Origin of the sequence: Actinoplanes derwentensis (assembly GCF_900104725.1) — a bacterium.
Lineage (GTDB): Bacteria > Actinomycetota > Actinomycetes > Mycobacteriales > Micromonosporaceae > Actinoplanes > Actinoplanes derwentensis.
This window is the reverse complement of the sequence record NZ_LT629758.1, coordinates 8998764-9025332: the sequence shown is the minus strand read 5'-3', so window position 1 is coordinate 9025332 and position 26569 is coordinate 8998764. Positions and strand designations below refer to the sequence as shown.

General features: G+C 68.6%; 21 protein-coding genes and 1 pseudogene. 7 read left to right on the top strand and 15 right to left on the bottom strand.

Annotation, left to right across the window (positions count from 1 at the left end; all coding sequences use genetic code 11):
- Positions 1-61 precede the first annotated feature (61 nt).
- The 3 genes from BLU81_RS40360 to BLU81_RS48865 all read right to left on the bottom strand — a co-directional run bounded on the left by BLU81_RS40360 (position 62) and on the right by BLU81_RS48865 (position 4005).
- Entirely contained in the window at positions 62-2938 is a 2877-nt protein-coding gene (locus tag BLU81_RS40360) for a vitamin B12-dependent ribonucleotide reductase (protein WP_092553831.1), read from the bottom strand.
- A 70-nt stretch (positions 2939-3008) separates the two neighbouring features.
- The gene (nrdR, locus tag BLU81_RS40355) at positions 3009-3527 is read right to left on the bottom strand and encodes a transcriptional regulator NrdR (RefSeq protein ID WP_092553828.1); all 519 of its coding nucleotides are present in this window, start codon (positions 3525-3527) and stop codon (positions 3009-3011) included.
- 340 nt (positions 3528-3867) lie between these two features.
- Positions 3868-4005, bottom strand: coding sequence for a hypothetical protein (locus tag BLU81_RS48865; RefSeq protein WP_157751989.1), 138 nt, complete (start codon positions 4003-4005; stop codon positions 3868-3870).
- Positions 4006-4253: 248 nt separating this feature from the next.
- Here BLU81_RS48865 and lexA point away from each other — a divergent pair, with 248 nt between their 5' ends.
- Positions 4254-5033 (top strand): transcriptional repressor LexA, encoded by a 780-nt coding sequence (gene lexA, locus BLU81_RS40350; protein WP_092553825.1) that lies wholly within the window; start codon positions 4254-4256, stop codon positions 5031-5033.
- 127 nt (positions 5034-5160) lie between these two features.
- On the opposite strand, the gene BLU81_RS40345 is transcribed toward lexA, so the two are convergent.
- Entirely contained in the window at positions 5161-6966 is a 1806-nt protein-coding gene (locus tag BLU81_RS40345) for a hypothetical protein (RefSeq protein ID WP_092553822.1), read from the bottom strand.
- Between the two features lie 93 nt (positions 6967-7059).
- Positions 7060-8469, bottom strand: coding sequence for a GTPase HflX (hflX, locus tag BLU81_RS40340; protein ID WP_092553819.1), 1410 nt, complete (start codon positions 8467-8469; stop codon positions 7060-7062).
- Between the two features lie 125 nt (positions 8470-8594).
- On the opposite strand from hflX, the gene BLU81_RS40335 reads away from it, so the two are divergent.
- The gene (locus BLU81_RS40335) at positions 8595-10094 is read left to right on the top strand and encodes an NAD-dependent malic enzyme (protein WP_231953742.1); all 1500 of its coding nucleotides are present in this window, start codon (positions 8595-8597) and stop codon (positions 10092-10094) included.
- Between the two features lie 43 nt (positions 10095-10137).
- On the opposite strand, the gene BLU81_RS40330 is transcribed toward BLU81_RS40335, so the two are convergent.
- From BLU81_RS40330 to miaA, 3 genes are read right to left on the bottom strand one after another with little or no spacing between them, the layout of a single operon-like run.
- Positions 10138-10860, bottom strand: a complete 723-nt coding sequence (locus BLU81_RS40330; RefSeq protein WP_092553816.1) for a glycerophosphodiester phosphodiesterase — start codon at positions 10858-10860, stop codon at positions 10138-10140.
- Complete coding sequence (dapF, locus tag BLU81_RS40325) at positions 10860-11705, bottom strand: diaminopimelate epimerase (protein ID WP_092553813.1); 846 nt, start codon at positions 11703-11705, stop codon at positions 10860-10862. The genes BLU81_RS40330 and dapF overlap by 1 nt, the downstream gene beginning before the upstream one ends.
- 7 nt (positions 11706-11712) lie before the next feature.
- Entirely contained in the window at positions 11713-12618 is a 906-nt protein-coding gene (miaA, locus tag BLU81_RS40320; RefSeq protein ID WP_231953741.1) for a tRNA (adenosine(37)-N6)-dimethylallyltransferase MiaA, read from the bottom strand.
- 181 nt (positions 12619-12799) lie between these two features.
- Here miaA and BLU81_RS40315 point away from each other — a divergent pair, with 181 nt between their 5' ends.
- On the top strand, positions 12800-14008 hold the full coding sequence (locus BLU81_RS40315) for a DUF349 domain-containing protein (RefSeq protein ID WP_092553807.1): 1209 nt from the start codon (positions 12800-12802) through the stop codon (positions 14006-14008).
- 54 nt (positions 14009-14062) lie between these two features.
- On the opposite strand, the gene miaB is transcribed toward BLU81_RS40315, so the two are convergent.
- Positions 14063-15550, bottom strand: a complete 1488-nt coding sequence (miaB, locus tag BLU81_RS40310; RefSeq protein ID WP_092553804.1) for a tRNA (N6-isopentenyl adenosine(37)-C2)-methylthiotransferase MiaB — start codon at positions 15548-15550, stop codon at positions 14063-14065.
- A gap of 21 nt (positions 15551-15571) precedes the next feature.
- Positions 15572-16036 (bottom strand): hypothetical protein, encoded by a 465-nt coding sequence (locus BLU81_RS40305; RefSeq protein WP_231953740.1) that lies wholly within the window; start codon positions 16034-16036, stop codon positions 15572-15574.
- A 138-nt stretch (positions 16037-16174) separates the two neighbouring features.
- Between BLU81_RS40305 and BLU81_RS40300 the strand changes: the two genes are divergently transcribed.
- Genes BLU81_RS40300 through BLU81_RS40285 form a run of 4 tightly spaced genes read left to right on the top strand, consistent with a single transcriptional unit; the run spans position 16175 to position 19544 of the window.
- Positions 16175-16918, top strand: a complete 744-nt coding sequence (locus tag BLU81_RS40300; protein ID WP_092553798.1) for an amino acid ABC transporter ATP-binding protein — start codon at positions 16175-16177, stop codon at positions 16916-16918.
- A gap of 55 nt (positions 16919-16973) precedes the next feature.
- On the top strand, positions 16974-17855 hold the full coding sequence (locus BLU81_RS40295) for a glutamate ABC transporter substrate-binding protein (protein WP_092553795.1): 882 nt from the start codon (positions 16974-16976) through the stop codon (positions 17853-17855).
- A gap of 37 nt (positions 17856-17892) precedes the next feature.
- Positions 17893-18603, top strand: a complete 711-nt coding sequence (locus BLU81_RS40290; RefSeq protein WP_092553792.1) for an amino acid ABC transporter permease — start codon at positions 17893-17895, stop codon at positions 18601-18603.
- Positions 18600-19544: an amino acid ABC transporter permease gene (locus BLU81_RS40285; protein ID WP_092553789.1), complete on the top strand. Its 945-nt coding sequence runs from the start codon at positions 18600-18602 to the stop codon at positions 19542-19544. The genes BLU81_RS40290 and BLU81_RS40285 overlap by 4 nt, the downstream gene beginning before the upstream one ends.
- A gap of 6 nt (positions 19545-19550) precedes the next feature.
- Here BLU81_RS40285 and rny read toward each other — a convergent pair whose 3' ends face one another.
- The 5 genes and pseudogenes from rny to BLU81_RS40260 all read right to left on the bottom strand — a co-directional run bounded on the left by rny (position 19551) and on the right by BLU81_RS40260 (position 26550).
- Positions 19551-21275, bottom strand: coding sequence for a ribonuclease Y (gene rny / locus BLU81_RS40280; protein WP_092553786.1), 1725 nt, complete (start codon positions 21273-21275; stop codon positions 19551-19553).
- Between the two features lie 2077 nt (positions 21276-23352).
- Positions 23353-23880 (bottom strand): annotated as a pseudogene (locus tag BLU81_RS40275) (regulatory protein RecX); the annotation flags it as partial.
- A gap of 404 nt (positions 23881-24284) precedes the next feature.
- The gene (recA, locus tag BLU81_RS40270; RefSeq protein WP_092553783.1) at positions 24285-25334 is read right to left on the bottom strand and encodes a recombinase RecA; all 1050 of its coding nucleotides are present in this window, start codon (positions 25332-25334) and stop codon (positions 24285-24287) included.
- 194 nt (positions 25335-25528) lie between these two features.
- Positions 25529-25729 (bottom strand): DUF3046 domain-containing protein, encoded by a 201-nt coding sequence (locus BLU81_RS40265; protein ID WP_092553779.1) that lies wholly within the window; start codon positions 25727-25729, stop codon positions 25529-25531.
- Between the two features lie 143 nt (positions 25730-25872).
- Positions 25873-26550: a UdgX family uracil-DNA binding protein gene (locus tag BLU81_RS40260; RefSeq protein ID WP_092553776.1), complete on the bottom strand. Its 678-nt coding sequence runs from the start codon at positions 26548-26550 to the stop codon at positions 25873-25875.
- Positions 26551-26569: the final 19 nt, after the last annotated feature.

Here is a 26569-nt window from a genome sequence, read left to right as displayed (position 1 = left end):
GGCCGCAAGAAACGACAAACGCCCGGTTCCGCACAGGTACGGAACCGGGCGTCGACTCGTGTCAGCTACAGCCGGAGGTGGAGCCGCAGCCCTCGCAGACGTAGCAACTGCCGGCCCGGCGCATCTTCGTGCCGCAGGTGAAGCAGAGCGGCGCGTCCGAGGCGTGCCCGGTCTTCAGCTCCAGCAGTTCGGTCGACGAACCGACGGCGACCGTGACCGGGGTCGCCGCAGCCTTGACCTCGGCCACCGTCACGCTGGAGGAGGGCGCCGACACGACGCTCACCTGGGCGGCCTCGGCAGCGGCTTCCGCGGCTGCTTCGGCGGCGACCTGGGCGGTGCGCTCCTTGGCGGTGAAGATGCCGAGTTCGGCGCGGGTCTCGTACGGCAGGAAGTCCAGCGCCAGGCGACGGAAGATGTAGTCCATCACCGAGGTCGCCATGCGCACGTCCGGGTCGTCGGTCATGCCGGCCGGCTCGAAGCGCATGTTGGTGAACTTGCTGACGAACGTCTCCAGCGGCACCCCGTACTGAAGCCCTATCGAGATGGCGACCGAGAAGGCGTCCATCACGCCGGCCAGGGTGGAACCCTGCTTCGACATCTTGAGGAAGACCTCGCCGAGACCGTCGTCCGGGTAGGACGAGGCGGTCAGGTAACCTTTGGCACCGGCGACCGAGAACGACACCGTCTCGGACGCCCGCTTCTTCGGCAGGCGCTTGCGGATCGACCGGTACTCGACGACCTTCTCGATGATCTTCTCGACCTCAGCGGCGGGCAGGACCGGCGCCTCGATCTCGGAGGTCTTCTTCTTGGCGACCGACAGCGGCTGGCCGACCTTGCAGTTGTCGCGGTAGATCGCGAGTGCCTTCAGGCCCAGCTTCCAGCCCTGGTAGTGCACCTCCTCGATCTCCTCGACGGTCGCTGTCTCCGGCATGTTGACCGTCTTGGAGATGGCGCCGGAGATGAACGGCTGCACCGCGGCCATCATCTTGACGTGGCCGAGCGGCGAGATCACCCGGTCGCCCATGGCGCAGTCGAAGATCGCGTAGTGCTCCGGCTTGAGGCCGGGCGCGTCGATGACGTTGCCGTTCTCGGCGATGTGCTCGACGATCGCCTCGACCTGCTCCTCGGGGTAGCCGATGCTGCGCAGCGCCCGCGGGACCGTCTGGTTGACGATCTGCATGGAGCCGCCGCCGACGAGCTTCTTGAACTTGACCAGGGCCAGGTCCGGCTCGATACCGGTGGTGTCGCAGTCCATCATCAGGCCGATGGTGCCGGTCGGGGCGAGGACCGAGGCCTGGGCGTTGCGCCAGCCGTTCTTCGCGCCGAGCTTGTTGCCGTTCTGCCACTGCCGGGTCGCCTCGCGAAGGATCTCGGTGGCGACGGCGCCCTGCGGGCGGACCTCGTCGTTGGCGGCGGCGTGCTTGCGCATGACGCGCTGGTGCGGCTCGGCGTTGCGGGCGTAACCGTCGTACGCGCCGACGATGCCGGCCAGTTCGGCCGAGCGGCGGTACGCGGTGCCGGTCATCAGCGAGGTGATGGCCGCGGCGACACTACGGCCACCCTCGGAGTCGTACGGCAGACCCGAGGCCATCAGCAGCGCGCCGATGTTCGCGTAGCCGATGCCGAGCTGGCGGTACGCCCGGGTGGTGACCCCGATCTTCTCGGTCGGGAAGTCGGCGAAGCAGATCGAGATGTCCATCGCGGTGATGATGAACTCGACGCTCTTGACGAACTTCTCCACCTCGAAGCCGCCGTCGGCCTTGAGGAACTTCATCAGGTTCAGTGAGGCCAGGTTGCAGGACGAGTCGTCCAGCGACATGTACTCCGAGCACGGGTTGGACGCGGTGATCCGGCCGGTCTCGGGGTTGGTGTGCCAGTCGTTGATGATGTCGTCGTACTGCAGGCCGGGGTCGGCGCACTCCCACGCGGCCTGGGCGATGCCACGGAACAGCTTCTTGGCGTCGATGGTCTCGATGACCTCGCCGTCGAGGCGGCTGCGGAGACCGAACTCGGCGCCCTCCTCGTACGCCCGCATGAACTCGTCGCTGACCCGCACCGAGTTGTTGGCGTTCTGGTACTGGACGCTGACGATATCGGCGCCGCCCAGGTCCATGTCGAAGCCGGCGTCCCGCAGCGCGCGGATCTTGTCCTCCTCGCGCGCCTTCGTCGAGACGAACTCCTCGATGTCCGGGTGGTCGACGTCGAGGATGACCATCTTGGCCGCGCGCCGGGTGGCGCCGCCGGACTTGATGGTGCCCGCGCTGGCGTCCGCGCCACGCATGAAACTGACCGGGCCGCTGGCAGTGCCACCGGACGAGAGCAGCTCCTTGGACGACCGGATCCGGGACAGGTTGACACCCGAGCCGGAACCGCCCTTGAAGATCAGGCCCTCTTCCTTGTACCAGTCGAGGATCGAATCCATCGAGTCGTCGACGGACAGGATGAAACAGGCGCTGACCTGCTGCGGAGATTTGGTGCCGACGTTGAACCACACCGGCGAGTTGAAGCTGAACACCTGGTGCAGCAGCATCCAGGTCAGTTCGTGGTCGAACAGTTCGGCGTCCGCGGCGGAGGCGAAGTAACCGAACTCCTCACCGGCCTTGCGGTACGTCTGGACCACCCGGTCGATCAGCTGCTTGAGCGACCACTCCCGCTCCGGGGTGCCCACCGCGCCCCGGAAGTACTTGGTCGTGACGATGTTCGCCGCGTTCACGCTCCAGAACGCCGGGTACTCCACGCCACGCTGCTCGAAGTTGATCGAGCCGTCCCGCCAGTTCGTCATGACGACGTCGCGGCGTTCCCACTCGACCTCGTCGTACGGGTGAACGCCCTCGGTCGTCCAGACCCGCTCCACACGCAGCCCCCCGGCCACAGCGCCGTTGCCGCCGCCGTTGTTCCGGCTGCGCTGGCGACCTGCAGTGATGCCGTCTCCGGCCATATGGATGTGCTCCCCCTCGTAGGTACCGCAACAGATGTGTCGGTAAGAAGTGCCCAGGGCTGAGGCCAGCTCAGCCGTTGAGCTTGGGTGCGCGTCCCCCGGACCGTGGCGCGACGGGGTGTCGCGTCCCGGTTTCCCGGACGGGGGCGGCGTCGCGCAGCGCGGCGATCTCCTTCTCGAATTCGTCGAGAGAGTCGAACGACTTGTACACGCTGGCGAACCGGAGGTAAGCCACCTGATCCAGCTCACGCAGAGGGGTGAGGATCGCCAGTCCCACGTCGTGGCTGGGGATCTCGGCGGCGCCACGGGCCCGGACAGCCTCCTCGACCCGCTGCGCGAGCACAGCGATCGAGTCCTCGTCGACGGGCCGGCCCTGGCAGGCCTTGCGAACGCCACTCATGATCTTGGTTCGGCTGAAGGGCTCGGTGACACCGCTGCGCTTGACCACCGCGAGGACGGCCTCCTCGACGGTGGTGAACCGCTTGCCGCACTCGGTGCACGAACGGCGGCGACGGATCAGCTGACCGTCGTCGGCCTCACGTGAGTCGACCACGCGTGAATCGGCATGGCGACAGTACGGGCAGCGCACGCGAATCTCCCTCCGGCACCTTCTCGACCAGCTCCGGGCATGGCAAAACGCAGCGGAACCATCGTCGAAACGATCGGCTGCGCTGTGGATGACATGTGGATAACCAGGTAGAAGGAAACCCAACCTGTGGATGACTTACATCCGTGTGACCACTAGATGTTGGGGTAGACGCTAGGCCTCGGCGGACGCCGATGCAAGTTCACCAGCATGCCGACGCGCCGTATTTTCCACCTCACCACCAGCGGTGATGTCACGATCACGCGGTGCGGCCGGATCACGTGACACGACGCGCCGGAGAATCGGGCAGAGCACTCTGCGGAGATCAAATCCGGGCGGCGGATCAGCCCTGGGAGGCGGTCGTGAAGAGGATGACACTGGCCATGACGGACGTCATGAGAAAGAGACCCAGAAGCACGATCCGGCCACGGCGGGTGAGCCGCAACGAGGGCTCCGCGTGTCGAGCACCACTGACAGTCATGACTAACCCCTTTCGGACACACGTTCGATAGAACGCCCGTACGACGGTCTATCAGAACACAGGTACGGAAGTCGAGTCTTTCGGAGCGACACGCCGGGGAAATCTCGTACAGATGTTTGAATATGTCGGACCTGCACACTAGGTTTTCCGTGAAGAGGGGTCAGCCGGCGGTCGCCATCCCCACGGCGCCGCCCGGCTCCGCGACGCACCACGTGCCGACCAGGCACTGGCCGACAGGGAGGGCGGACGTGTCGACCGACGACCGGACGAGCCAGCAGCATCAGATCAGGAAGCCCGAGACCGCCCGCCGACGCACCACCGGCGCGAGCCGGTCCCGCGCTGGCGAGCCGCCGCAATTACGTTCGGTCACCCCGGTCGGTAACGTCCCGGAGGTGGTCGCCACCGACCTCACCGCCCGTCAGCGGCGGATCCTCGAGTTCATCCGGACCTGGGTGGAGAAGTACGGTTACCCGCCCAGCGTGCGCGAGATCGGCGAGGCGGTCGGCCTGGTCTCCCCGTCCAGCGTGGCCTACCAGCTGAAGGCCCTGGAGACCAAGGGCTACCTGCGGCGCGACCCGAACCGGCCGCGCGCGGTGGACGTTCGCGGCCCCAGCGAGATGGTCGACGACGAGACGCTGCGGGCGGCCCGGCCCCAGCCGGCCTACGTGCCGCTCCTCGGCCGGATCGCCGCCGGTGGCCCGATCCTGGCCGAGCAGTCGATCGAGGAGTTCTTCCCGCTGCCGCGCGAGCTGGTCGGCGAGGGCGACGTCTTCATGCTCGAGGTCAAGGGCGACTCGATGATCGACGCGGCGATCTGCAACGGCGACTGGGTGGTCGTGCGCCAGCAGCCCAACGCCGAGGCGGGCGACATAGTGGCCGCGATGATCGACGGTGAGGCGACGGTGAAGAGCTACCGCCAGCGCGACGGGCACGTCTGGCTGATGCCGGCCAACCCCGCCTTCGACCCGATCCCCGGCGACGACGCCACCATCATGGGCCGCGTGGTGGCGGTGCTCCGCCGAGTCTGACCAGGACAAACCCCCGGATGCAAGACGGCCGGTTCCGCAACTCGGAACCGGCCGATCAAAACCTTGCGTCGGTACGTCGAACAAGCTCGCGCGCCGCGAACAGCCGGCTCACGAGGAGCCGTCCGGATCAGCGCCCGGTGGGGCCGGGGCCTCCGCCGTAGACGCCACCGCCGGGCTGCGGGCCACGCGGCGGGCCCTGACCGTTGCCACCACGGCCACCGGGCGGCGGACCCTGCTGCGGTCCACGGCCGCCGGACTGCTGCGGACCGCGCGGGGGCTGCTGCGGGTTACGCGGCGGGCCACCCTGCTGGGGACCACGCGGCGGCTGCTGCTGCGGGCCACGGCCGGGCTGCTGCTGCTGCGGGCCACGCGGCGGCTGCGGAGCACGCGGCGGCTGCTGCTGGGGACCACGGGCGGGCGGCTGCGGGCCACGGGCGGGCGGCTGCGGAGCACCGCCGCGCTGAGGCGGCTGCGGGCCACGCGGCGGCTGCTGCGGGTTGCGCTGGCCCTGCTGCTGCGGGCCACGTGCGGGCGGCTGCTGCGGGCCACGCGGCGGCTGACCGCCGGGACGACCGCCCTGGCCACCCGGAGCGCCACCGGCCTGAGCACCGCCGCCCTGGTTGCCGTACACCGGGCCGTTGCCACGCTGGCCACCGGCCGGCGGGCCGGACTTCGCGCCGTAGACCGGGCCACCGCCACCACCGGGCCGGCCGGAGTAGGAGGGTCCGCGCTGCGGCGCCCCGCCGACGCCGATCAGCTCGGTCTCCGGGTCGCCGGTGTTGATCCCGCCGGAGGGGTGGCTGTCGGACATCAGAGCGGCCGAGGGCTGCGGCGATTTCCGGAACCGCACGATGCCGAAGACACCGGCGGCGACCAGCAGCAGACCGAACAGGCCGACACCACCGACCGCGTAGGCCAGCTTGTCGGGGTCCAGGTACCAGGCGGTCCCGGTGTCGGTGGAAGCGGACTTCTCCGACTTCTGCGCGATCGTGGTGGCCGGCGTGTACTCCCGGATGTGGTTCGCGGTCTCGGTGTCGCCGCTCATGTCGGAGACGGTGTAGAAGAGCTTGCCGTCGGTGCTGTAGGCGATCGATTCGCCGAGCGGCTCGTTGGGCAGGCCGGTCGTGCGCGGCGTCTTCTTCAGCGCGCCGAGCACGTCACCGTTGGTCACGTCCCATTCGAGCGCGTCGGTGTAGGTGCGGAGCACCACCTTCGTCGCGCCCTGGGTGACCGCGCCACCGGTGATGGTCTTGTTGCCGATCCGGGCGATCGGGTTGCCGGCCGTCTCGGTGGCCGAGAGCTTGAGGGAGCCGACCTTCTCCATCGGCACGCCGGCCTTGGAGTTCGGCTTCAGTGCGCCGGTCGGCTTGTAGATGCCGGCGTCCGCACCGATCTCCTTGGTCACGATGAGCGGCGTGCCGTCACCGTCGAAGATCAGGGCCTCGGCGTCGTGCTTGTCGCCGGACGGGTAGCTGAGCCGGTGGATGACCGGTTTCTCCGAGCCGTCGGCCGGCATGCTCCACAGCGCGACAGTCGGGCGGGTGGACGGCGGTGATTTCCGGACGCCGTTGTCGCCGATGTCGGCGATCCAGAGCGTCTTGCCGTCCGGGGAGAGGACGATGTCCTCCGGATCCGCCGGACCGGTGCCGCTGAAGCTCTTCTCGTCAACCTTCTTGCAGTCCCGGTTGAGGAAGTAGATCTTCGCGTTGCTGTTGTCCTCTTTACCGTCGTTGACGGTGGCGAAGCCGTTCTTGAGCGCCGCGAGGCCGGAGAGTTCGTTCATCTCCTTGTCGGCGATCTTGCAGAGCTTCTTACCGGGCGTCGATTTCGCGCTCACGGTGGGTGCCGGCGTCGGATCGTCGGCCAACGCGCTGGAGGATCCGACCAGAATCAGACCCAGGGTCACGATGGTCGGGAACACGAGACGCCGCATCCGCACAGTGTCGCACGCGGCGTCCCCTCCCGGTATTACGTGTGGATCAACGATGACCGGACAGTCCGTGAAATCCGAATTGTTTTCTCTTCGTCAACACCGATGGACGGAGAGATCGGCGGCCAGCTCTTCGTCGACGCGCGCCAGAAGCTCCGTGCCGTCGTCCAGGTGACGGGACTGGAGCACCTGACCGGACCGGTGCACCCGGGCGACCAGGTCCCCCCGGTCGTACGGAATCAGGACCCGCAACTCGACCGCCGGACGTGGCAGCCGGTCGGCGATGGCCTGATGCAGTTCGGGGATGCCGGCGCCGGACCGCGCGGACACGAAGATCGCGTCCGGCCAGGCCCGCTTCAGGCGGAGCACCGTCTCCTCGTCGGCCGCGTCCAGCTTGTTGATCACCAGCAGTTCGGGGAGCTGGTCCGCTCCCACCTCGCTGAGGACCTCGCGGACCGCGGTGACCTGCCCCTCCGGGTCCGGGTGCGCGCCGTCGACCACGTGCACCAGCAGATCGGCGTGCGACACCTCCTCCAGCGTCGAGCGGAACGCCTCGACGATGTGGTGCGGCAGGTGCCGGACGAAACCGACCGTGTCAGAGAGCGTGAAGACCCGCCCGTCCTCCGCGGCGGTGCGCCGGGTGGTCGGGTCGAGGGTGGCGAACAGTGCGTCCTCCACCAGCACGCCGGCCTGGGTCAGCCGGTTCAGCAGACTGGACTTGCCGGCGTTGGTGTAACCGGCGATGGCCACGGCGGGGATGCCGCTGGCGGCCCGGCGGGACCGTTTGGTCTCCCGTGCCGTCTTCATGGCCTTGATCTCGCGACGCAGTTTCGCGATCCGGATGTTGATCCGGCGCTTGTCGGTCTCCAGCTTGGTCTCACCGGGACCACGGGTGCCGACACCGCCGCCGCCCGAACCACCGGCGCCACCACCCTGACGGGACAGCGACTCACCCCAGCCGCGCAGCCGGGGCAACATGTACTGGAGCTGGGCCAGCTCGACCTGGGCCTTGCCCTCACGGCTCTTGGCGTGCTGGGCGAAGATGTCGAGGATCAGCGCGGTCCGGTCGACCACCTTGACCTTGACCTGCTCCTCCAGCTTGCGGAGCTGCGACGGAGAGAGCTCGCCGTCACAGATCACCGTGTCCGCGCCGGTCATGATGACCACGTCGCGCACCTCGTCGACCTTGCCGCGGCCGATGAAGGTGGCGGCGTCGGGTTGTTTTCGTCTCTGGATCAGGCCCTCGAGCACCTGGGAACCGGCGGTCTCGGCGAGGGCGGCGAGCTCGGCGAGCGAGTTGTCGGCGTCCTCCACGCTGCCCTCGGTCCAGACGCCGACCAGGACGACACGTTCGAGTCGCAGCTGTCGGTACTCGACCTCGGTGACGTCGGTCAGCTCGGTGGAAAGACCGGCCACCCGCCTGAGCGAGTGCCGCTCCTCGAGCTCCAGGTCCCCGGTGGTGGGATCCAGCTCGTCAAGGACGGGTGTCTGGTAAGTGTTTCGCAAAAGTGACCTCCTCCGCCTTCGATCGTGGCACGTCCCGCTCGGAGGCGCATCCACATATGCGCGCCGCGTGATGGTGACCCTTCAGTAACCACCGGCCCGGGCCCCGCATTTCCGGACAGGCGACAATGCGGAGTACTCACCCCACCAACGTCGGAGGGACCACCGTGGTGACCACCCGCCTGCCGAGCGCAGGATTCTCGATCACGATCCGAATCGCCGTAACCGCGGACGCCTCGTCCATCGGTCGGCTCACCACCTGTGTGGGTGAGGCCGGAGCGATCGTGACGGCGCTGGACGTGGTGGACTCCGACCCCACCAGAGTGCTGGTCGACCTCACCTGTGACACCGCTGACGCCGCGCACGCCGACCAGGTCGTCAAGCAGCTCGAGGAACAGGACGGGGTGGATGTCCGCAAGGTCTCCGACCGGACGTTCCTGCTGCACCTGGGCGGCAAGATCGAGGTCAGTTCGAAGGTCGCGCTGCGCAACCGGGACGAGCTGTCCCGGGCGTACACCCCGGGTGTGGCCCGGGTCTGCATGGCGATCGCCGAGAACCCGGCGGACGCCCGGCGCCTCACCATCAAGCGCAACACCGTGGCCGTGGTCAGCGACGGCTCGGCCGTGCTGGGCCTGGGCAACATCGGCCCGGCCGCCGCGATGCCGGTGATGGAGGGCAAGGCCGCCCTGTTCAAACGGTTCGGCGGCGTGGACGCCTGGCCGGTGGTGCTGGACACCCAGGACACCGACGAGATCGTGGCGATCGTGAAGGCGATCGCGCCGGCCTACGGCGGCATCAACCTGGAGGACATCGCCGCCCCGCGGTGCTTCGAGATCGAGGCCCGGCTGAAGGAACTGCTGGACATCCCGGTCTTCCACGACGACCAGCACGGCACCGCGATCTGCGTGCTGGCCGCGCTGACCAACGCGCTGCGGGTGGTCGGCAAGCAGATGCAGGACGTCAAGGTGGTGGTCTCCGGCGCGGGCGCGGCCGGCACCGCGATCATGAAGCTGCTGATGCGGCAGGGTGTGGGCGACATCATCGCCTACGACCGGAAGGGCGCCCTGCACCGTGGCATGCCCGACCTGAACGAGTCGATGCAGTGGCTGGCCGACCACACCAACAAGGAGAACTACTCCGGTGACCTGCCCGGCGCGATCGCCGGTGCGGACGTCTTCATCGGCGTCTCCGCCCCGAACCTGCTGACCGGCGACGACATCGCCAGGATGGCCGAGAAGTCGATCGTCTTCGCGATGGCCAACCCGGACCCGGAGGTCGACCCGAGGGAGGCCCGCAAGCACGCCGCGATCGTCGCGACCGGCCGCTCCGACCAGCCCAACCAGATCAACAACGTGCTGGCCTTCCCCGGCGTCTTCCGCGGCATGCTGGACGCCGCCGCCGAGGAGTTCACCGAGGAGATGGCGCTCGCCGCGGCCCGCGCCATCGCCGACGTGGTGGGCGAGGACAAGCTCAACCCCACGGTGATCGTCCCGAGCGTCTTCGACCCGCGGGTCACCCCGGCGGTGGCCGCGGCGATCCGCGCGGTGGTCAAGGGTGGCCCGATCCCGGCCAACCCGGCGGCGCTGCCGGAGAGCGAGCTGGACAAGGCTCCGGAGACGACCTTCTAAGCCCTTGCGGCGGTACGGGTGGGCAAGCGCCCGCCCGTACCGCTCAGGCGTTCACCCATCCGGTCAGCTCACCGACCAGATCGGTGATCAGCCCGGCCGCGCCCGCGTCCACCAGCGGACGCCAGCGGGCCATGTCGTTGGGTGTCCACGGCATCACGCCGACCCCGGCCGCGGTCAGCGCGGCCATCGTCTCCGGCCCGTTCAGCACGTCGTCCACCGGCGGGTTGCAGTACGTCACGCCCAACTCCCGGGCGATCTCGACGGTCTCCCCGTCGAACCGGAAGAGCAGCAGGCCGCGCCGGACCTCGGGGGCCACGTCCCGGACCTTGCGCAGCACGTCGGCGTCGAAGCTCTGCACCACCGAACGGTCCAGCAGATCGCGCTCGCCGAGCTGGGCGATGATCGATTTCACCTCGTCCAGGGTGGCCGGCGGCTTGATCTCGACGAGCAGTTCGGCGGTCGCCGGGGCGAGCAGGTCCAGCGTCTCGACAAGCGTCGGCACCCGCAGACCGGTGAACCCGGGCCCGAACCAGGATCCGGCGTCCAGGCGGGCGATCTCGGCGGCGGTCAGGTCCCAGACCCGGCCGGAACCGTCGGTGGTCCGGTCCACCGTCCGGTCGTGGATCACCACCGGCACACCGTCGCGGGTGCAGCGGACGTCGAACTCGACGATCGTGGCGCCGGCCCGCAACGCGGCAGCGAACGCGGGCAGGGTGTTCTCCGGAGCGACCGTGGGATAACCCCGGTGCGCGACGACGTGTGTCATCAGAGCACGGCCTCCGGGTCGACCTCGCCGTCCGCGACCAGCACCGCCGGCCCCTCCAGCCACCAGACGCCGTCGGCGTCGGCGGTCACCACCAGACGGCCGCCGAGCACGTCCACCGCGACCGAGCCGGTGGTCAGGCCGGCGTCGCGCAGTGCCACCGCGCCGACCGCGAGCGCGCCGGTGCCGCACGACTGGGTCTCGCCGGAACCGCGCTCGTGCACCCGCATCCGGACGTGCTGGTCCCGGCCGTGCAGGGGCTCGGCCTGCTCGACGAACTCGACGTTCACCCCGTGCGGGAAGGCCACGGCGTCGTGCAGCGGGGCCTTGGCCAGGTCGAGGGCGGACAGCGCCACACCGTCGTGCAGGCCGCAGACCAGGTGCGGGTTGCCGCAGTCCACGGCGACACCGGTCAGGGTCAGGTGCCCGAGGGTGGCGGTGCTCCCGGCGTACAACCGCGGGGTCGTCATGGAAGCCCGGATCGTGCCGTCACCGATCTCGGCGACCAGGACCCCCGCCCTCGTCGCCACCGGCAGGCCCGAAGGGCCGGCCACAGCCAGCCCGTTGACCAGCAGATAGCGAACGAAGACCCGCAGGCCGTTGCCGCACATCTCGGCGATCGAGCCGTCACTGTTGTGGTAATCCATGAACCACTCGGCCTCGCCCGCGAACGCGGCGGCCTCCGGGTGCTTGGCGCTGCGCACCACGCGGATCACGCCGTCGCCGCCGATCCCCTTCCGCCGGTCGCAGAGTGCCGCGACCAGCCGGGGCGTCAGCGTCAGCTCGCCGTCGGGGTCGGGGAGGATGACGAAGTCGTTGCCGGTTCCATGGCCTTTGGTGAAACGCACCCGGCCATCATCCCGCAAGCTCCCGGGCGGCCGCCAACAGCTTCGGGTCGGCGCCGTCCAGCCAGTGCACCGCCGGGTCGCGGCGGAACCAGGAACGCTGCCGCCGGACGAACCGCCGGGTGCCCTGGACGGTGTCCGCCTTGGCCTGCTCCTCGGTGAGCGTGCCGTCGATCTGGGCGAGTACCTGCTGGTAGCCCAGCGCCCGGGAGGCGGTCCGGCCGTCCCGGATGCCGTCCAGGCCGCGAACCTCGTCGATCAGCCCGGCCGACCACATCAGGTCGACCCGCAGCGCGATCCGCTCGTCCAGCTCGGCGGTGTCCCGGTCGACGCCGATCTGCACCGCCTGGTAGACCGGGCGCGGATCCGGCAGGCTCGCCGTGAACGGCTGCCCGGTCAGTTCGATCACCTCGAGCGCGCGGACGATCCGGCGGCCGTTCGACGGCAGGATCTTGGCGCCCGCCTCCGGATCCCGCTCGGCCAGCCGGGCGTGCAGCACTCCGGGTCCGGCCTCGGTCAGTTCCGCCTCCAGCCGGGCCCGAATCGCCGGGTCGGTGCCGGGGAACTCGAAATCCTCCAGAACCGCCCGGAGATAAAGACCGGAACCCCCCACCAGCAGCGGTACGCGCCCACGGTCGAGGATGCCGTCGATCGCAGCCCGGGCCAGCCGCTGGTACTCCGCGACCGCCGCCGGCTCGGTCACGTCCCAGATGTCGAGCAGATGGTGCGGAATCCCGTCGCGCTCGGTCTCGGTCAGCTTCGCGGTGCCGATGTCCATCCCCCGATAGAGCTGCATCGAGTCGGCATTGACCACTTCGCCGCCCAGCTCATGGGCGAGTGCGATGCTCAGGGCGGACTTGCCGGCAGCCGTCGGGCCGACCACGGTCAGTACTCGTTGATCTGTCCGGAACCGCACGTAAGCAACCGTAGGACACCGTTGTGTCACGGTCGTCAGCGGGAGCTTTCCCCTAACCGGGTTGGACCTGTGACAATGCGCGAGAAAGAATGCCGGTTGGAAGTTGGCATTCAGGCTGCGCTGTGGCGGTGGTCACGGGTCCGGTTCGGGCCGGTGACGCCGGGAGAACGAGGATGAGCTCATGAACGACTGGACGGCCTTCGGGCGCGTGGATGCCGACGGCACCGTGTACGTGAAGACCGCTGAGGGCGACCGGGTGGTCGGCTCCTGGCAGGCGGGTACCCCGGAAGAGGGGCTGGCTCACTTCGCCCGGCGCTTCGCCGACCTGGTGACCGAGGTCGACCTCGTGGAGGCTCGCCTCAAATCGGGCGCGGCGGACGCCTCCCACTCGCTGACAAGCGTGAAGCGACTGCGGACCCAGCTCGACGAGGCCCACGTGGTGGGTGACATCGACGGGCTCGTGGCCCGCCTGGAGCGCCTCGCCGGTCTCGCCGACGAGAAGGCCGGAGAGGCCAAGGCCGCTCGCGAGGTGGCCCGGGTCGAGGCGCTGGCGCGCAAGACCGCGCTGGTCGAGGAGGCCGAGGCGATCGCCGCCGACGCCACCGGCTGGAAGACGGCCGGCGACCGCCTCAAGGAGATCCTCGACGACTGGAAGAGCATCCGCGGCGTCGACAAGAAGACCGACGGGGAGCTGTGGAAGCGGTTCGCCGCCGCCCGCGACGGCTTCACCCGGCGCCGGGGCGCCCACTTCGCCACCCTCGACGGGCAGCGCAAGCAGGCGCAGACCGCCAAGGAGGACCTGGTCACCGAGGCCGAGACGCTCTCCTCCTCGACCGAGTGGTCGAGCACGGCGAACCGGCTCAAGGACCTGATGACCGAGTGGAAGGCCGCGCCGCGGGCCGCCAAGGAGGCCGAGCAGCGCCTCTGGGAGCGTTTCCGGGCCGCTCAGGACGCCTTCTTCACCCGGCGCAGCGAGGTCTTCTCGGCCCGTGACGCGGAGTACCAGGGCAACCTGGAGAAGAAGCAGGCCATCCTGGCCGACCTCGAGGCCGTCGACGTCGACGCGGACTCCCGCGGCGCGCAGAACAAGCTGCGTGACGCCCAGGCCGCGTGGCACGAGGCGGGCCGGGTTCCGCGGGAGGCCGCAGCCGGGCTGGACCGTCGCTGGCGGGCCGTCGAGGAGCGGATCCGGGTGGCGATGGACTCGGCCTGGCGCAAGACCGCCCCGCAGGACAACCCGCTGCTGCGCCAGATGCGTGACCAGGTGGCCGAGGCCGAGCAGCGGCTGGAGCGGGCCAAGGCGGCCGGCGACAACCGGCGGATCAAGGAGGCCGAGCAGGCGCTCGCCTCCAAGAAGCAGTTCCTGGCCCTCGCGGAGCAGGCGAACTGAGGTTTTCTCCACTGAAAAAGGGGGCGGCGATGCCGCCCCCTTTTTCAGGTCCTCCTACAGCGCGCAGCCCTCGGCGGCGGCCGGCAGCGGGGCCGGGACACCGATGGTCGGCAGGCCCAGGGTGACGCCCTTGAGTTTCGGCGTCCGGCCGGCCTCCCACGCGTCACCGGCCCGGGTGCGGCGGTGGCTCAGCGGGGAGCCGTCGGCGTTGAGGTGGTGCGGGGCGGCGTAGGTGATCACCGTCTCGACGATGTCACCGGGGCGCGGCTTGGTCTCGCCGGTACCGAAGTGCACCAGGCGGCCGTCGCGGGCCCGCCCGCTCATCCGGCCGGTCCGCTCGTCCTTACGGCCCTCGCCGACCGCGACCAGGACCTCGACCTTCTCCCCGATGAGCAACTTGTTCTCGTCCCAGGTGATCTCTTCGAGGGTGGCGATCAGCCGCTCGTACCGCGCCTGCACCACCTTCTTCGGGATCTGGTCCGCCATCGTCGCGGCCGGGGTACCGGGACGGATCGAGTACTGAAAGGTGAACGCGGTGGAGAACCGGGCCCGGCGCACCACCTCGAGGGTCTGCTCGAAGTCCTCCTCGGTCTCCCCGGGGAAGCCGACGATGATGTCGGTGGTGATCGCCGCGTCCGGCATGGCGGCCCGGACCTTCTCGATGATGCCCAGGTACTTCTCCTGGCGGTAACTGCGCCGCATCGCCTTGAGCACCCGGTCCGAACCGGACTGCAACGGCATGTGCAGCGAGTGACAGACGTTCGGCGTCTCGGCCATCGCGGCGATCACGTCGTCGGTGAAGTCCTTCGGGTGCGGGCTGGTGAACCGCACCCGCTCCAGGCCCTCCACGTCGCCACACGCGCGCAACAGCTTGCCGAACGCCAGCTTGTCGCCGAACTCGACGCCGTACGAGTTCACGTTCTGCCCCAGCAGCGTCACCTCGGAGACACCCTCGGCGACCAGTGCGCGCACCTCGGCCAGGACGTCACCGGGACGGCGGTCCTTCTCCTTGCCACGCAGGCTGGGCACGATGCAGAACGTGCAGGTGTTGTTGCAGCCCACCGAGATGGAGACCCACCCGGCGTACGTCGACTCGCGCTTGGTCGGCAGCGTCGACGGGAAGACCTCGAGTGACTCGAGGATCTCGACCTGCGCCTCCTCGTTGTGCCGGGCGCGTTCCAGCATCGTCGGCAGCGAGCCGATGTTGTGGGTGCCGAAGACCACGTCGACCCACGGCGCCTTCTTGACGATGTCGCCCCGGTCCTTCTGGGCGAGGCAGCCGCCGACCGCGATCTGCATCCCGGGGTTCTTCAGCTTCGTCGGGCGCAGGTGGCCGAGGTTGCCGTAGAGGCGGTTGTCGGCGTTCTCCCGGACCGCGCACGTGTTGAAGACCACCACGTCGGCCGCGTCCGCCTCGGGGGCGCGCACGTAACCGGCGTCCTCCATCAGGCCGGAGATCCGCTCGCTGTCGTGCACGTTCATCTGGCACCCGTAGGTACGCACGTCGTAGGTGCGCGGGGAGCCCGCAATCTCGGTAGTCATGGCAATCAACCAGGCTACCCGCTAAGCCGCGGCGGGCCGCTCCGGTGTCGGGTCGGGTTTCCACCGGGACCGGCCACAGCCGGCCGGGAGAGCGCACGCCGGGTCGGAGCCGGTGCAGGGCCGCAGGTGACGGCGCTCGGTGCCGTCGTCGGTCTCCCGTTCATCGACGTGCACGGCCCGTAACGTCCCGTCCGGCTCGGCCACCACGTACCGAGTCGGGTTGAGGGTGTCGTCGGGCAGGAGCACCGCGGACCGCAACCGGACCGCGACGGCGCTCGCGATGGTCTCCTCGACGACGCCGGCGGGCGTCAAGTAGATGTCCACCACGGTCGGGAAGTCTCCACCGACGTGGTAGACGTCGCACATCAGATCCTCGCCGGGAACCATCCCGTGCACCGGGCGATCCAGCGCTCCGGCCAGGGCGGCCGTCACGCTCCCGGGCTCGATCCGGCCGGCGATACACCAGTTCCACGGGCCGTCCGCCATAAGGTCCATGGTCCAGACCCCCCTCTCAGTGCAGTACCGGAGTTATCGCTCCGTGACCATTCTCGACACGTTCCGATACGGACGGGCCCCTAGGGTGTGTGCATTCGAGTGAACCGACAACGAGTGGATGGACCAGGGGTGACAGGCGAGGCTCTCATCGTCCTTGAGAACGTCAACAAGTGGTTCGGCCCCTTGCACGTGCTACAGGACGTTGACCTGTCTGTCGCGCGTGGCGAGGTGGTGGTCGTCATCGGACCCTCCGGGTCCGGGAAGTCCACGCTGTGCCGCGCCATCAACCGGCTGGAGCCGATCAACTCCGGCACCATCGTCTTCGACGGCCAGCCGTTGCCGGCCGAGGGCCGTGCGCTGGCCAAGCTGCGCAGCGAGGTCGGCATGGTGTTCCAGTCCTTCAACCTCTTCGCGCACAAGACGATCCTGCAGAACGTGATGCTGGGTCCGATCAAGGTCCGCAAGGAGAAGCAGGCGGTGGTCCGGGACCGGGCCATGTCCCTGCTGGAGCGGGTGGGCATCGCCAACCAGGCGGACAAGTACCCGGCCCAGCTCTCCGGCGGCCAGCAGCAGCGTGTCGCCATCGCGCGGGCGCTCGCCATGCAGCCCAAGGCCCTTCTCTTCGACGAGCCGACCAGCGCTCTCGACCCGGAGATGGTCGGCGAGGTCCTGGACGTGATGACGTCCCTGGCCCGCGAGGGCATGACGATGGTGGTCGTGACCCACGAGATGGGTTTCGCCCGCCACGCCGCCGACCGGGTCGTCTTCATGGCCGACGGTCAGCTGGTCGAGCAGGCCACGCCGGAGGAGTTCTTCGCGAACCCGCGCAGTGAGCGGGCGAAGGACTTCCTCTCCAAGATCCTCACGCACTGAAGTGCCCCTCAGGTCCGCCACACGACGGCGGGCTTGATCGAAGAAGGAGATATGTATGCGTTTCACTCGTGTAGCCGCTCTGGCGACCGCCGCGGCTCTCACTTTCGGCATGACCGCCTGTGGCGGCGACACCGAGTCGGGTGACACCGGCACCACCGGCGGCAAGGACTTCGCCGCCGGCACCACGATGAAGCGGCTCAGCGACGCCGGCACGGTCAAGGTCGGCACGAAGTTCGACCAGCCGGGCTTCGGCCTGAAGGGTCTGTCCGGCAAGCCCGAGGGCTTCGACGTCGAGATCGCCAAGATCATCGTCAAGGAGCTCGGGATCTCCGAGGACAAGATCGAGTTCGTCGAGACGACCTCGAAGATCCGCGAGGACGCCATCGTCAACAACAACGTCGACTTCGTCGTGGCGACCTACACGATCAACGACAAGCGCAAGGAGCGCATCGCGTTCGCCGGGCCCTACTACGAGGCCGGCCAGAACATCCTGGTCAAGGCGGACGACGCGACGATCACCGGGCCGGACTCGTTCAAGGCCGGCGACAAGAAGGTCTGCTCGGTCACCGGCTCCACCCCGGCCGAGACCATCAAGACCTCGGTCAAGGACGTCGCCAGCCAGCTGGTGCTCTTCGACACCTACGACAAGTGCATCACCGCTCTCGACGGTGGTCAGGTCAACGCGGTGACCACCGACAACGTCATCCTGCTCGGCTACATCGCCAAGAACGAGGGCAAGTACAAGCTCGCCGGCGAGAACTTCACCAAGGAGCCGTACGGCATCGGCGTGAAGATCGACGACAAGGACTTCCGGACCTTCATCAACGACACGCTGGAGAAGTCGTACGCCGACGGCAGCTGGAAGAAGGCCTGGGACGACACCGCCGGCAAGTTCGGCGCCGAGCTGGGCACCGCGCCCGCCGTCAACCGTTACTGATCCGCACCAGCTGATCTGATCCGGGGAGCTTCCGCCCGTGAGTGTGTTAGTTGACAAGTTCGACGTCTTCGCGGGCGGCTTCTGGCTCACCCTCCAGATCTGCGTGCTCGCCGCGATCGGCGCCCTGATCCTGGGCGCCGTCGTGGCGGTCCTCCGTATCTCACCGGTGCCGCCGCTCCGCGCGCTCGGCACCGCCTATGTCACCGTCTTCCGCAACATGCCGCTGACCGTGGTCATGTTCTTCTCCGCGTTCGCGCTGCCGGCGCTCGGCTCCAACGCCGACTTCCTGCGCATTCCCGGACTGGACCTGATCTTCACCCGGCTCAGCACCGACCTGCCGTACTTCCGCTTCGCCCTGATCGCGCTGGTCCTCTACACCGCCGCGTTCGTCTGCGAGGCGCTGCGCTCCGGCATCAACGCGGTCTCGCCCGGCCAGGCCGAGGCGGCCCGCTCCCTGGGTCTCACCTTCGGCCAGAACCTGCGATTCGTGGTGCTGCCGCAGTCCTGGAAAGCCTCGATCGTCCCGCTCGGTTCGGTCATCATCGCGATGATCAAGAACTCGGCACTGATCGGCTTCTTCGGCGTCGTCGGTGACCTCTCCCAGTCCGCCGACCAGCTGACCTCGGCGGAGGGCTACGCCTTCATCCCCGTCGCCATCGGCATCTCGATCGGATACCTGATCATGACCGTCCCCCTCGGGGCCCTCCTCGACCGGATCGAGAGCCGGCAGGCGGTGGCGGCCCGATGAGCCAGCAAACGGTTCTGTACGACATTCCGGGTCCCCGGCAGCGGCGGCTCACCCTGATCATCAGCATCCTGGCGACCCTCCTGGTCGCGGCCGGTGCGTACTTCCTCGTCTATCTGCCGCTGGACGAGAAGGGGCAGCTCTCGATGGAGCTGTGGGGTCCGATGATCGACCCCTCCAACGAGAACTTCATCCTGGTCTGGAAACGGATCTGGGTCGGCGTCCAGAACACCCTGATCGCAGCCGTCCTGGCGATCATCAGCTCGCTGGTCATCGGCACTCTGCTGGCCATCCTCCGGATCCAGGTCAAGAGTCTGCTCACCCGCCGCTTCACCGGCTCCGCCACCGCGGTCGCCTACCTGTTGCGCGGCCTCAGCATCGGGCTGTCCGGTCTCACCCGGATCTGCGTCGAGGTCTTCCGTGGTCTGCCGGTGGTCATCACGATCTTCTTCGTGGCCCGCGGTTTCCCCGAGTTCGGCCTCACCATGGACACCCTGTGGTACCTGGTGATCGGCCTGACCATCTACAACGGCGTGGTGATCGGCGAGATCCTGCGCTCCGGCATGGAGGGCCTGCCGCCCGGCCAGCGTGAGGCGGCCGTCGCGATCGGCCTCTCCCCGTTCCAGACCACCGCGCTGATCCTGCTGCCGCAGGCGTTCCGGATCATGCTGCCGGCGCTGATCAGCCAGCTCGTCGTGGTCCTGAAGGACACCTCGCTCGGCTTCATCATCAGCTACGAGGAGACCCTCAACATCGGCAAGCAGATCATCGGCGCACTGAGCAACCCGATCCAGGTCTACGTGGTGATCGCGGTGCTCTTCATCCTGGTGAACTACTCGCTGTCGAAGCTCGCCCAGTACGTCCAGAAGCGCCTGGCACGCGGCCGCAAGACCGCCGCCCTGCCGTTGAAGGAGGCGCCGGCCACGGCCGACGCCGCCATCTGACCCGCTTTACCGGGCCAGCTCCGTCACCCTGGACTCACGGACCACGGTGACCCGGATCTGGCCCGGATAGGTCAGCTCCTCCTCGATCTGCTTCGCCACATCACGGGCGAGGACCGCGGCGCCGATGTCGTCGATGTCGTCCGGGCGCACCATCACCCGGATCTCCCGGCCGGCCTGCATGGCGAAGACCTTCTCGACGCCGGCCTTACCGCCGGCGATCTCCTCGATACGTTCCAACCTCTTGACGTACGCCTCCAAGCTCTCGCGCCGGGCACCGGGGCGCCCACCGGAACACGCGTCGGAAGCCTGCGTCAGCACCGCCTCGATCGTCTGCGGCGGCACCTCGTTGTGGTGCGCCTCGATCGCATGGACGATGTCCTCGTGCTCGCCGTACTTGCGGGCCAGATCAGCACCGATCAGCGCGTGGCTGCCCTCCACCTCGTGGGTGAGCGCCTTGCCGATGTCGTGCAGGAACGCGGCCCGCTTCATCGTCGGCACGTCCAGCCGCAGTTCGGCCGCCATGATCCCGGCGATGTGCGCGGTCTCCACCAGATGCTTCAGCACGTTCTGGCCGTAACTCGTCCGGTACCGCAGCCGGCCCAGCAACTTCACCATCTCCGGGTGGATGTTGGTGATCCCCACGTCGACGAGGGCCTCCTCGGCCGCCCGGTCACAGAGACGCTCCACCTCGTTCTTGGCGCTGTCGAAGACCTCCTCGATCCGGTGCGGGTGGATCCGCCCGTCCAGCACCAGCTTCTCCAGCGTCAGCCGGCCCACCTCACGGCGCACCGGATCGAAGCAGGAGAGCAGAACCGCCTCCGGGGTGTCATCGATGATCAGGTTCACGCCGGTGGTCGACTCGAACGCCCGGATGTTGCGGCCCTCACGGCCGATGATCCGGCCCTTCATCTCGTCACTCGGCAGGTGCAGCACGCTGACGACGCTCTCCGCGGTCTGCTCGCTCGCGATCCGCTGAATCGCGTCCACCACGATGTGCCGGGCCCGGGTGTCAGCGGTGTTCCGCGCGTCCGTCTCGATGTCGCGGACCAGGATCGCCGCCTCGCGCTTCGCCTGACCCTCGATCGCCTCGATCAACTCGGTTCTCGCGGTGTCCACGCTGAGCCCGGCGATCCGCTCCAGCTCCCGGCGTTTCACTTCTTCCGCCTTCGTCAGCTCGGACTCGCGGCTGGTCACCGCGGTCTCCCGCTTCGACAGCTCGGACTCCAGCATGGCCAGGCGGCGTTCCCGCTCCACCAGGCGCTCCACCTCGTCGCCGTGCAGACGCTCCCGCTCGTCGATCCGCGCGGCCCGGCGTTCCACCTCGGCCGACTGTTCCTTCACCGTCGCGTTGATCAGCGCGGTCTCCCGCTCACCGGACCGGCGGGCCGCCGCCCTCAACTGCTCGGCGTCCGTCTCCGCCTGCCGGTGCGCGTGCTCCAGAATCGTGTCGGCCTCACCGTGTGCCGCCTCCAGAACCCGGCGAGCCTCCGCCCGGGCGGCACTCGCCTCGGCCTTCGCGGCGGCGGTCTCCGCCCGTACCGAAGCGGCTTTGGCCTTGGCGTCCTCGACCTTCGCCTGGGCGTCGCCCACCGCCTGTTCCTGGCGTTCCTGGGCCACCTGCCGGTCATTCCGCAACTGGCGCAGAGCTCTAGTCCCGAGAACCAGCCCGGCTATCACCAATGCGGCAAGCACGATGATCGCAACCACGAGCACCCAGTCCACGGGATCCATCTCGCCGCGTCTCCCTTCGCCGCCGGCGCGGTGCACACGCGCGCGAGCATCTCTTACGGGATGCCCGACCAAGGCAGATGACCGCGGGCGGCAACGGGCCCGGGAGTACGCGTTCCGCCTTCGGCTACCCCGAGCCTCCAGTCTCCGTCCTCGCCGTCCGGCCCGGCACCGCTGGCCGTCGCAGCCGTCCGGCACCGTCCGGCCCGCAGCCGTCCGACGCGCAGCCCCTGGCTAACGGTCGTCCGAAGCGCAGCCCTTCGGCTAGCGAACGTCCGACCCTCAGCTATCTAGCCGGTGACCGTCCGACGCGTAGCCATCTGGCTCGCGACCGTTCGGACCGCGGCTGTCCGGCCCTTGCGAGCCTTTCGTTCGCGAGCCCGTCCGGCCCTTACGGGTCGCTCGGTGCGCGGGTCACGGTGCGCGGCTTTCCCAGGGCGGTTGATCGGCTCACGATGGCGTCGCCGGGCCTTCTCGCGGCGGCCTCTTCAGCCATACGCCCGCAGTCGGCCCTGCTGAACATCAGCCAGTCGATCCTGGCGTCCGGCTTCCATCGGTTCACACCGATCGTCACCGGATCCGGCGTAGCCCGGACCCGTCACGTCCGGCTGACTCGGCCTTGAGGCCGCACCCGGTCGTGCCGAGATCCACGCGCGCCCCGGCATCCCGGTCGCCTGTCAGCTACCGATAACCGACGCTCGCCTCGACGTCCCGGTCACCTCAGCTTTCGGTAACCGACACGCGCCTCGGCATCCCGGCCGCTTCTCAGCTACCGGCATCCGACGCCCGCCCCAGCATCCCGGTCGCCCATGGGCTTCCAGTAGCCGACGCCCGCCTTGGCATCCCGGTCGCCTCTCGGCTTCCGGCAACCGACGCCCGTGTCACCGCTTCCGCCGGCACTCGCCGACAGCTTTCGGCTCGGATCATCGGCTGGCAGCGTTGCCCGAAGATCACCTACGGAGATCCGTGCAACGTTTCCCTGCGTAGCCATGCCATCGTGGTCGTCTCAACGACCGGGAACGCTCGTTACCGTCAGTGGGATCGGCGACCATCTCCCGCGACCATTGTCGCCGGAGACTCCGCCCTCATCCCGGTCTGGCTCAGAACGCCCCGCCGGTGAGCCGCCCGGAGGCCGCTCGAATCAGGAGTGTGTGGAGTTGTGGGGTTGACCGCCGGTATGTCGCGCCGTCGGCCACGCGGTCAGCGGCCGACGGAGGCATCCCACGAGCGGTTGACCGCCCAAGTGATGCCGTAATGTGATGCGATCTATGTTGTGCCTGTTGCATGCGATGGTCGAACAAACCTTGTGTAACGCGAGGTTAGGTCGCAAGCACCGCTTCGGTCAAGGACTCATGATTCGGCAGCGGATGGGACGTACGGCACAGACTTGCTTACGCCCAGCTCACGATCCCACGGGACATTCCCGACGTACCGTATGATCACGCCGCCTCGATCCCGCCACCAACACTGCCATCCCTCCCGCAACCGCCATCCCTGGCGACACGGAGCGTGACAGAGACCCACAGTAACGGAACGTATCGGCCATCCCGCCTGTCAAGCCACCGAGTGATATCCCACCGAACAGGTACCAGAGGAGCAATCCTCACATCAGAACTATATCGGCGACACCCTCGATCCCCACCCCAACAACGTTCATCCGGTACGGGTAACCAAGCCCACAATCGATTCCCACCACACGGGTGACCCCCCGACACCACCGGCCCCACCCGCAAACCATCCACCCCTGAGCCCACCGTCACAGTCTCGGCTCTCGGCTCTCGGCTCTCGGCTCTCGGCTCATACTCCGCCGGGCTGACCCCACGCCCCCAGCACAGACACCGCCGGACTCGCCGCACATTTCCAGCGCAGGCACCGCCCAGTCGCGGGGTACCGCCGGCCTCGCCACACGCCCCCACAGACGCAGGCACCGTCAGCACGGTCGCGCGGTGTCGTCGGACTCGCCGCACGCCCCGCAGACACCGGCCCGCCCCACCTCACAACCCCGGGGCAGACACCAGCCAGGCTCGCCTCACGCCTCGCGCCTCACGGGCGGCTCGGCTCGGGTGCGGCCTGCCCGGGGTCAGATACCGGTGGCTTCGTCGGCCAGAGCGTCGGGGTCGATCGCGTCAGCGAACTCGGCGGCCTCGGCATCTCGGGCGGCCAGGGCGTCCTTCACCGCCCGGATCGCGATGCCGGCCGGGTATCCCTTACGGGCGAGCATCGCCACCAGCCTGCGGAACACCGCGTCCGGCGCACCCCGCGCGGTGCGCAGCTTGCGGTCCACCAGCGCTCGGGCCGCGTCGGCTTCCGCCTCCTCGTCGACCACTTCCAGCGCTTCGTCGGCCACTTCAGCGTCGACGCCACGCTGCCGCAGTTCGTTGGCGAGCGCCCGGCGCGCCAGGCCCCTCCCGTGATGCCGACTGGAGACCCAGGCCCGGGCGAAGGCCGCGTCGTCGATGATCCCGACCTCGTCGTAACGATCGAGAACCTCGGCGATCACCTCTTCGGAGATCTCCTTACGGATCAGAACCTTCGCCAGTTCCGCCCGGGTCCGCGGCCGAACCGCGAGCTGGCGCAGACAGATCTCCCGGGCGACCTCCGACTCACTGCGCGGCGGCTCGTTCCGGCTCGCCGCGCCCCGCCCTCGGCCGAACGGAGAACCACCGCCGCCCGGAGAACCGCCGTCAGCCGGGAAACCGCTGTCGGCCGAAGATCCATCGTCACTCGAAGATCCGCCGCCGCCCGAAAATCTTCGGGTGCTCGAAGATCCGCCGGCACCCGAAGAACCGCCGGCATCTGAAGATCCGTCGTCGCTGCTGGAGAATCCGCTGTCGTCACTGCGGGCGGGACTGCCCCAGCTCGAGCGGCCACTATGACCGCGGCGCGGCCCAGCGCGCCGCGGTTCATCCGGGTCGTCGCCCGCTGACATGTCGGTGCCGGTCCGGGGCGGGATGGCATCCCATCCTCGCCCCGACCGTGCACCACGTCGTCCGGCCATCGTGGGTTACCGGATCAGAAGTCGACCGGCGGCAACTCGGGACCACCGGCGGCATCGCCGGCGCCGGCCTGGCCGACACCGAGCTTCTCCAGGATCTTCTTCTCGATCTCGGCGGCGACGTCCGGGTTCTCCTTGAGGAACTCCCGGGCCTTCTCCTTGCCCTGGCCGAGCTGATCGCCGTCGTAGGTGTACCAGGCACCCGACTTGCGGATGATGTTCTGCTCGACACCGACGTCGATGAGCGAGCCCTCGCGGGAGATGCCCTTGCCGTACATGATGTCGAACTCGGCCTGCTTGAACGGCGCGGCCACCTTGTTCTTGACGACCTTGACCCGGGTCCGGTTACCGACGACGTCGGTGCCGTCCTTCAGGCTCTCGATCCGCCGGACGTCGAGACGAACCGACGCGTAGAACTTCAGCGCGCGGCCACCGGTCGTGGTCTCGGGCGAGCCGAACATGACACCGATCTTCTCGCGGAGCTGGTTGATGAAGATCGCGGTGGTACCTGAGTTGTTGAGGATGCCGGTGATCTTCCGGAGCGCCTGGCTCATGAGGCGGGCCTGGAGGCCGACGTGACTGTCGCCCATCTCACCCTCGATTTCGGCACGCGGCACGAGGGCCGCCACCGAGTCGATGACGATGATGTCGAGGGCGCCGGAACGGATCAGCATGTCCGCGATCTCGAGGGCCTGCTCACCGGTGTCCGGCTGGGAGACCAGCAGTGCGTCGGTGTCGACGCCGAGGGCCTGCGCGTAGTCCGGGTCGAGGGCGTGCTCCGCGTCGATGAACGCCGCGAGACCGCCTGCCTTCTGCGCGTTGGCCACCGCGTGCAGGGCGACCGTCGTCTTACCGCTCGACTCGGGACCGTAGACCTCGACGACCCGGCCGCGCGGCAGACCACCGACGCCGAGTGCCACATCGAGGGCGATGGAGCCGGTGGGGATGACGGCCATCTGCGAGACGGGCCGCTCCCCGAGCCGCATCACCGAACCCTTGCCGAACTGCTTGTCGATCTGTGCCAGCGCCAGTTCAAGCGCTTTCTCCCGATCAGGTCCTGCCGCCATTCCTGCCACCCCTGTATTCGACTTCGCGTTCTTCGTCGACGAGCTTTTATTCACCACGGACGACACGGTAAGCGAGGGGTATGACAAAAATCCTCCGCCCCGGCGTGTGCTGTGGATGACCGAGCCGCTGTGGACAATAGCCGAACACCTGTACGACGATCGGCCGACACGCCAGAACGGGTGTTCTAAGCAGCTCAGCGTAGTTGCGAGGGCACTCGATCGGGGTATGACGCGACCACAGCGCGCCAGATGGTAACGGTTTCGATACCGTGAGCAATCGCACCGTTGATCGTCCGCCCACCAAGCTCCGTGAAGGCGTGGTCGGCCGCGATGCTGCGGGCGTAGGCGGGCCCGAAGCTCTGCTCCAGTCGTTCCCAGAAATCTGTCAACCGCACCGGGAAAGGGTACCCACGCCCCAGTCGCACGGCCGGGCACCCACATCACGCCGCCCCGCCTCGCCCGACAACCTCGCCGCCACCCCCGGCCACCCCGGCCACGATGATCGCCCTGGTGGCTCGCCGGGGCCTCGATCCAGCAGCTACCGGACCGCTGGTCCGGCGACCGCCTGGGCCGCGATCCGAAGATCATCGACAAGCCCCTGGTACGCCGCCTCACGGTCGTCCGCCCGCAGCACCGCGGACGGATGGATAGTGGCAAGTGCCTGGATTTCGCCCACCGGGAAATCCTCCGGGTACTGCGCGGACGCCGGCCACGGCATGAGCTGCCCCCGCGCCCGGGTCACCCGGAACGACGGCCCGAGCAGCGCTTTCCCCGCGGTGGCCCCGAGAATCACCACCAGCTCCGGCTTGAGCAGCGCGAACTCGGCCACCAGCCAGGGCCGGCACGCGGCGATGTGAACCGGCCCGGGAGTCTGATGGATCCGCCGGCTGCCGCGCAGCTCGAAACGGAAGTGTTTTACGGCATTAGTGATGTACAGCTCAGAAGGGTCGATTCCGGCATCGTCCACGGCTTCCCGCAGCAGTCGTCCGGCCGGCCCGACGAAGGGCAGCCCTCGCTGGTCCTCGATGTCACCGGGCTGCTCGCCCACGAAGACGATCCGCGCGTTCGGCGCACCCCGGCCGAAGACCGTCTGGGTCGCGTCCTGGTGCAGCTCACAACCCTGGCAGCCCGCCGCTGACGACTTCAGCTCATCGATACTCCGCGGGTGCAGTGGCACCCACTGCTGCGCGCCGGCCGGCGCTTCCGTCCATGACATCGCACCGTTCTACCCCGCC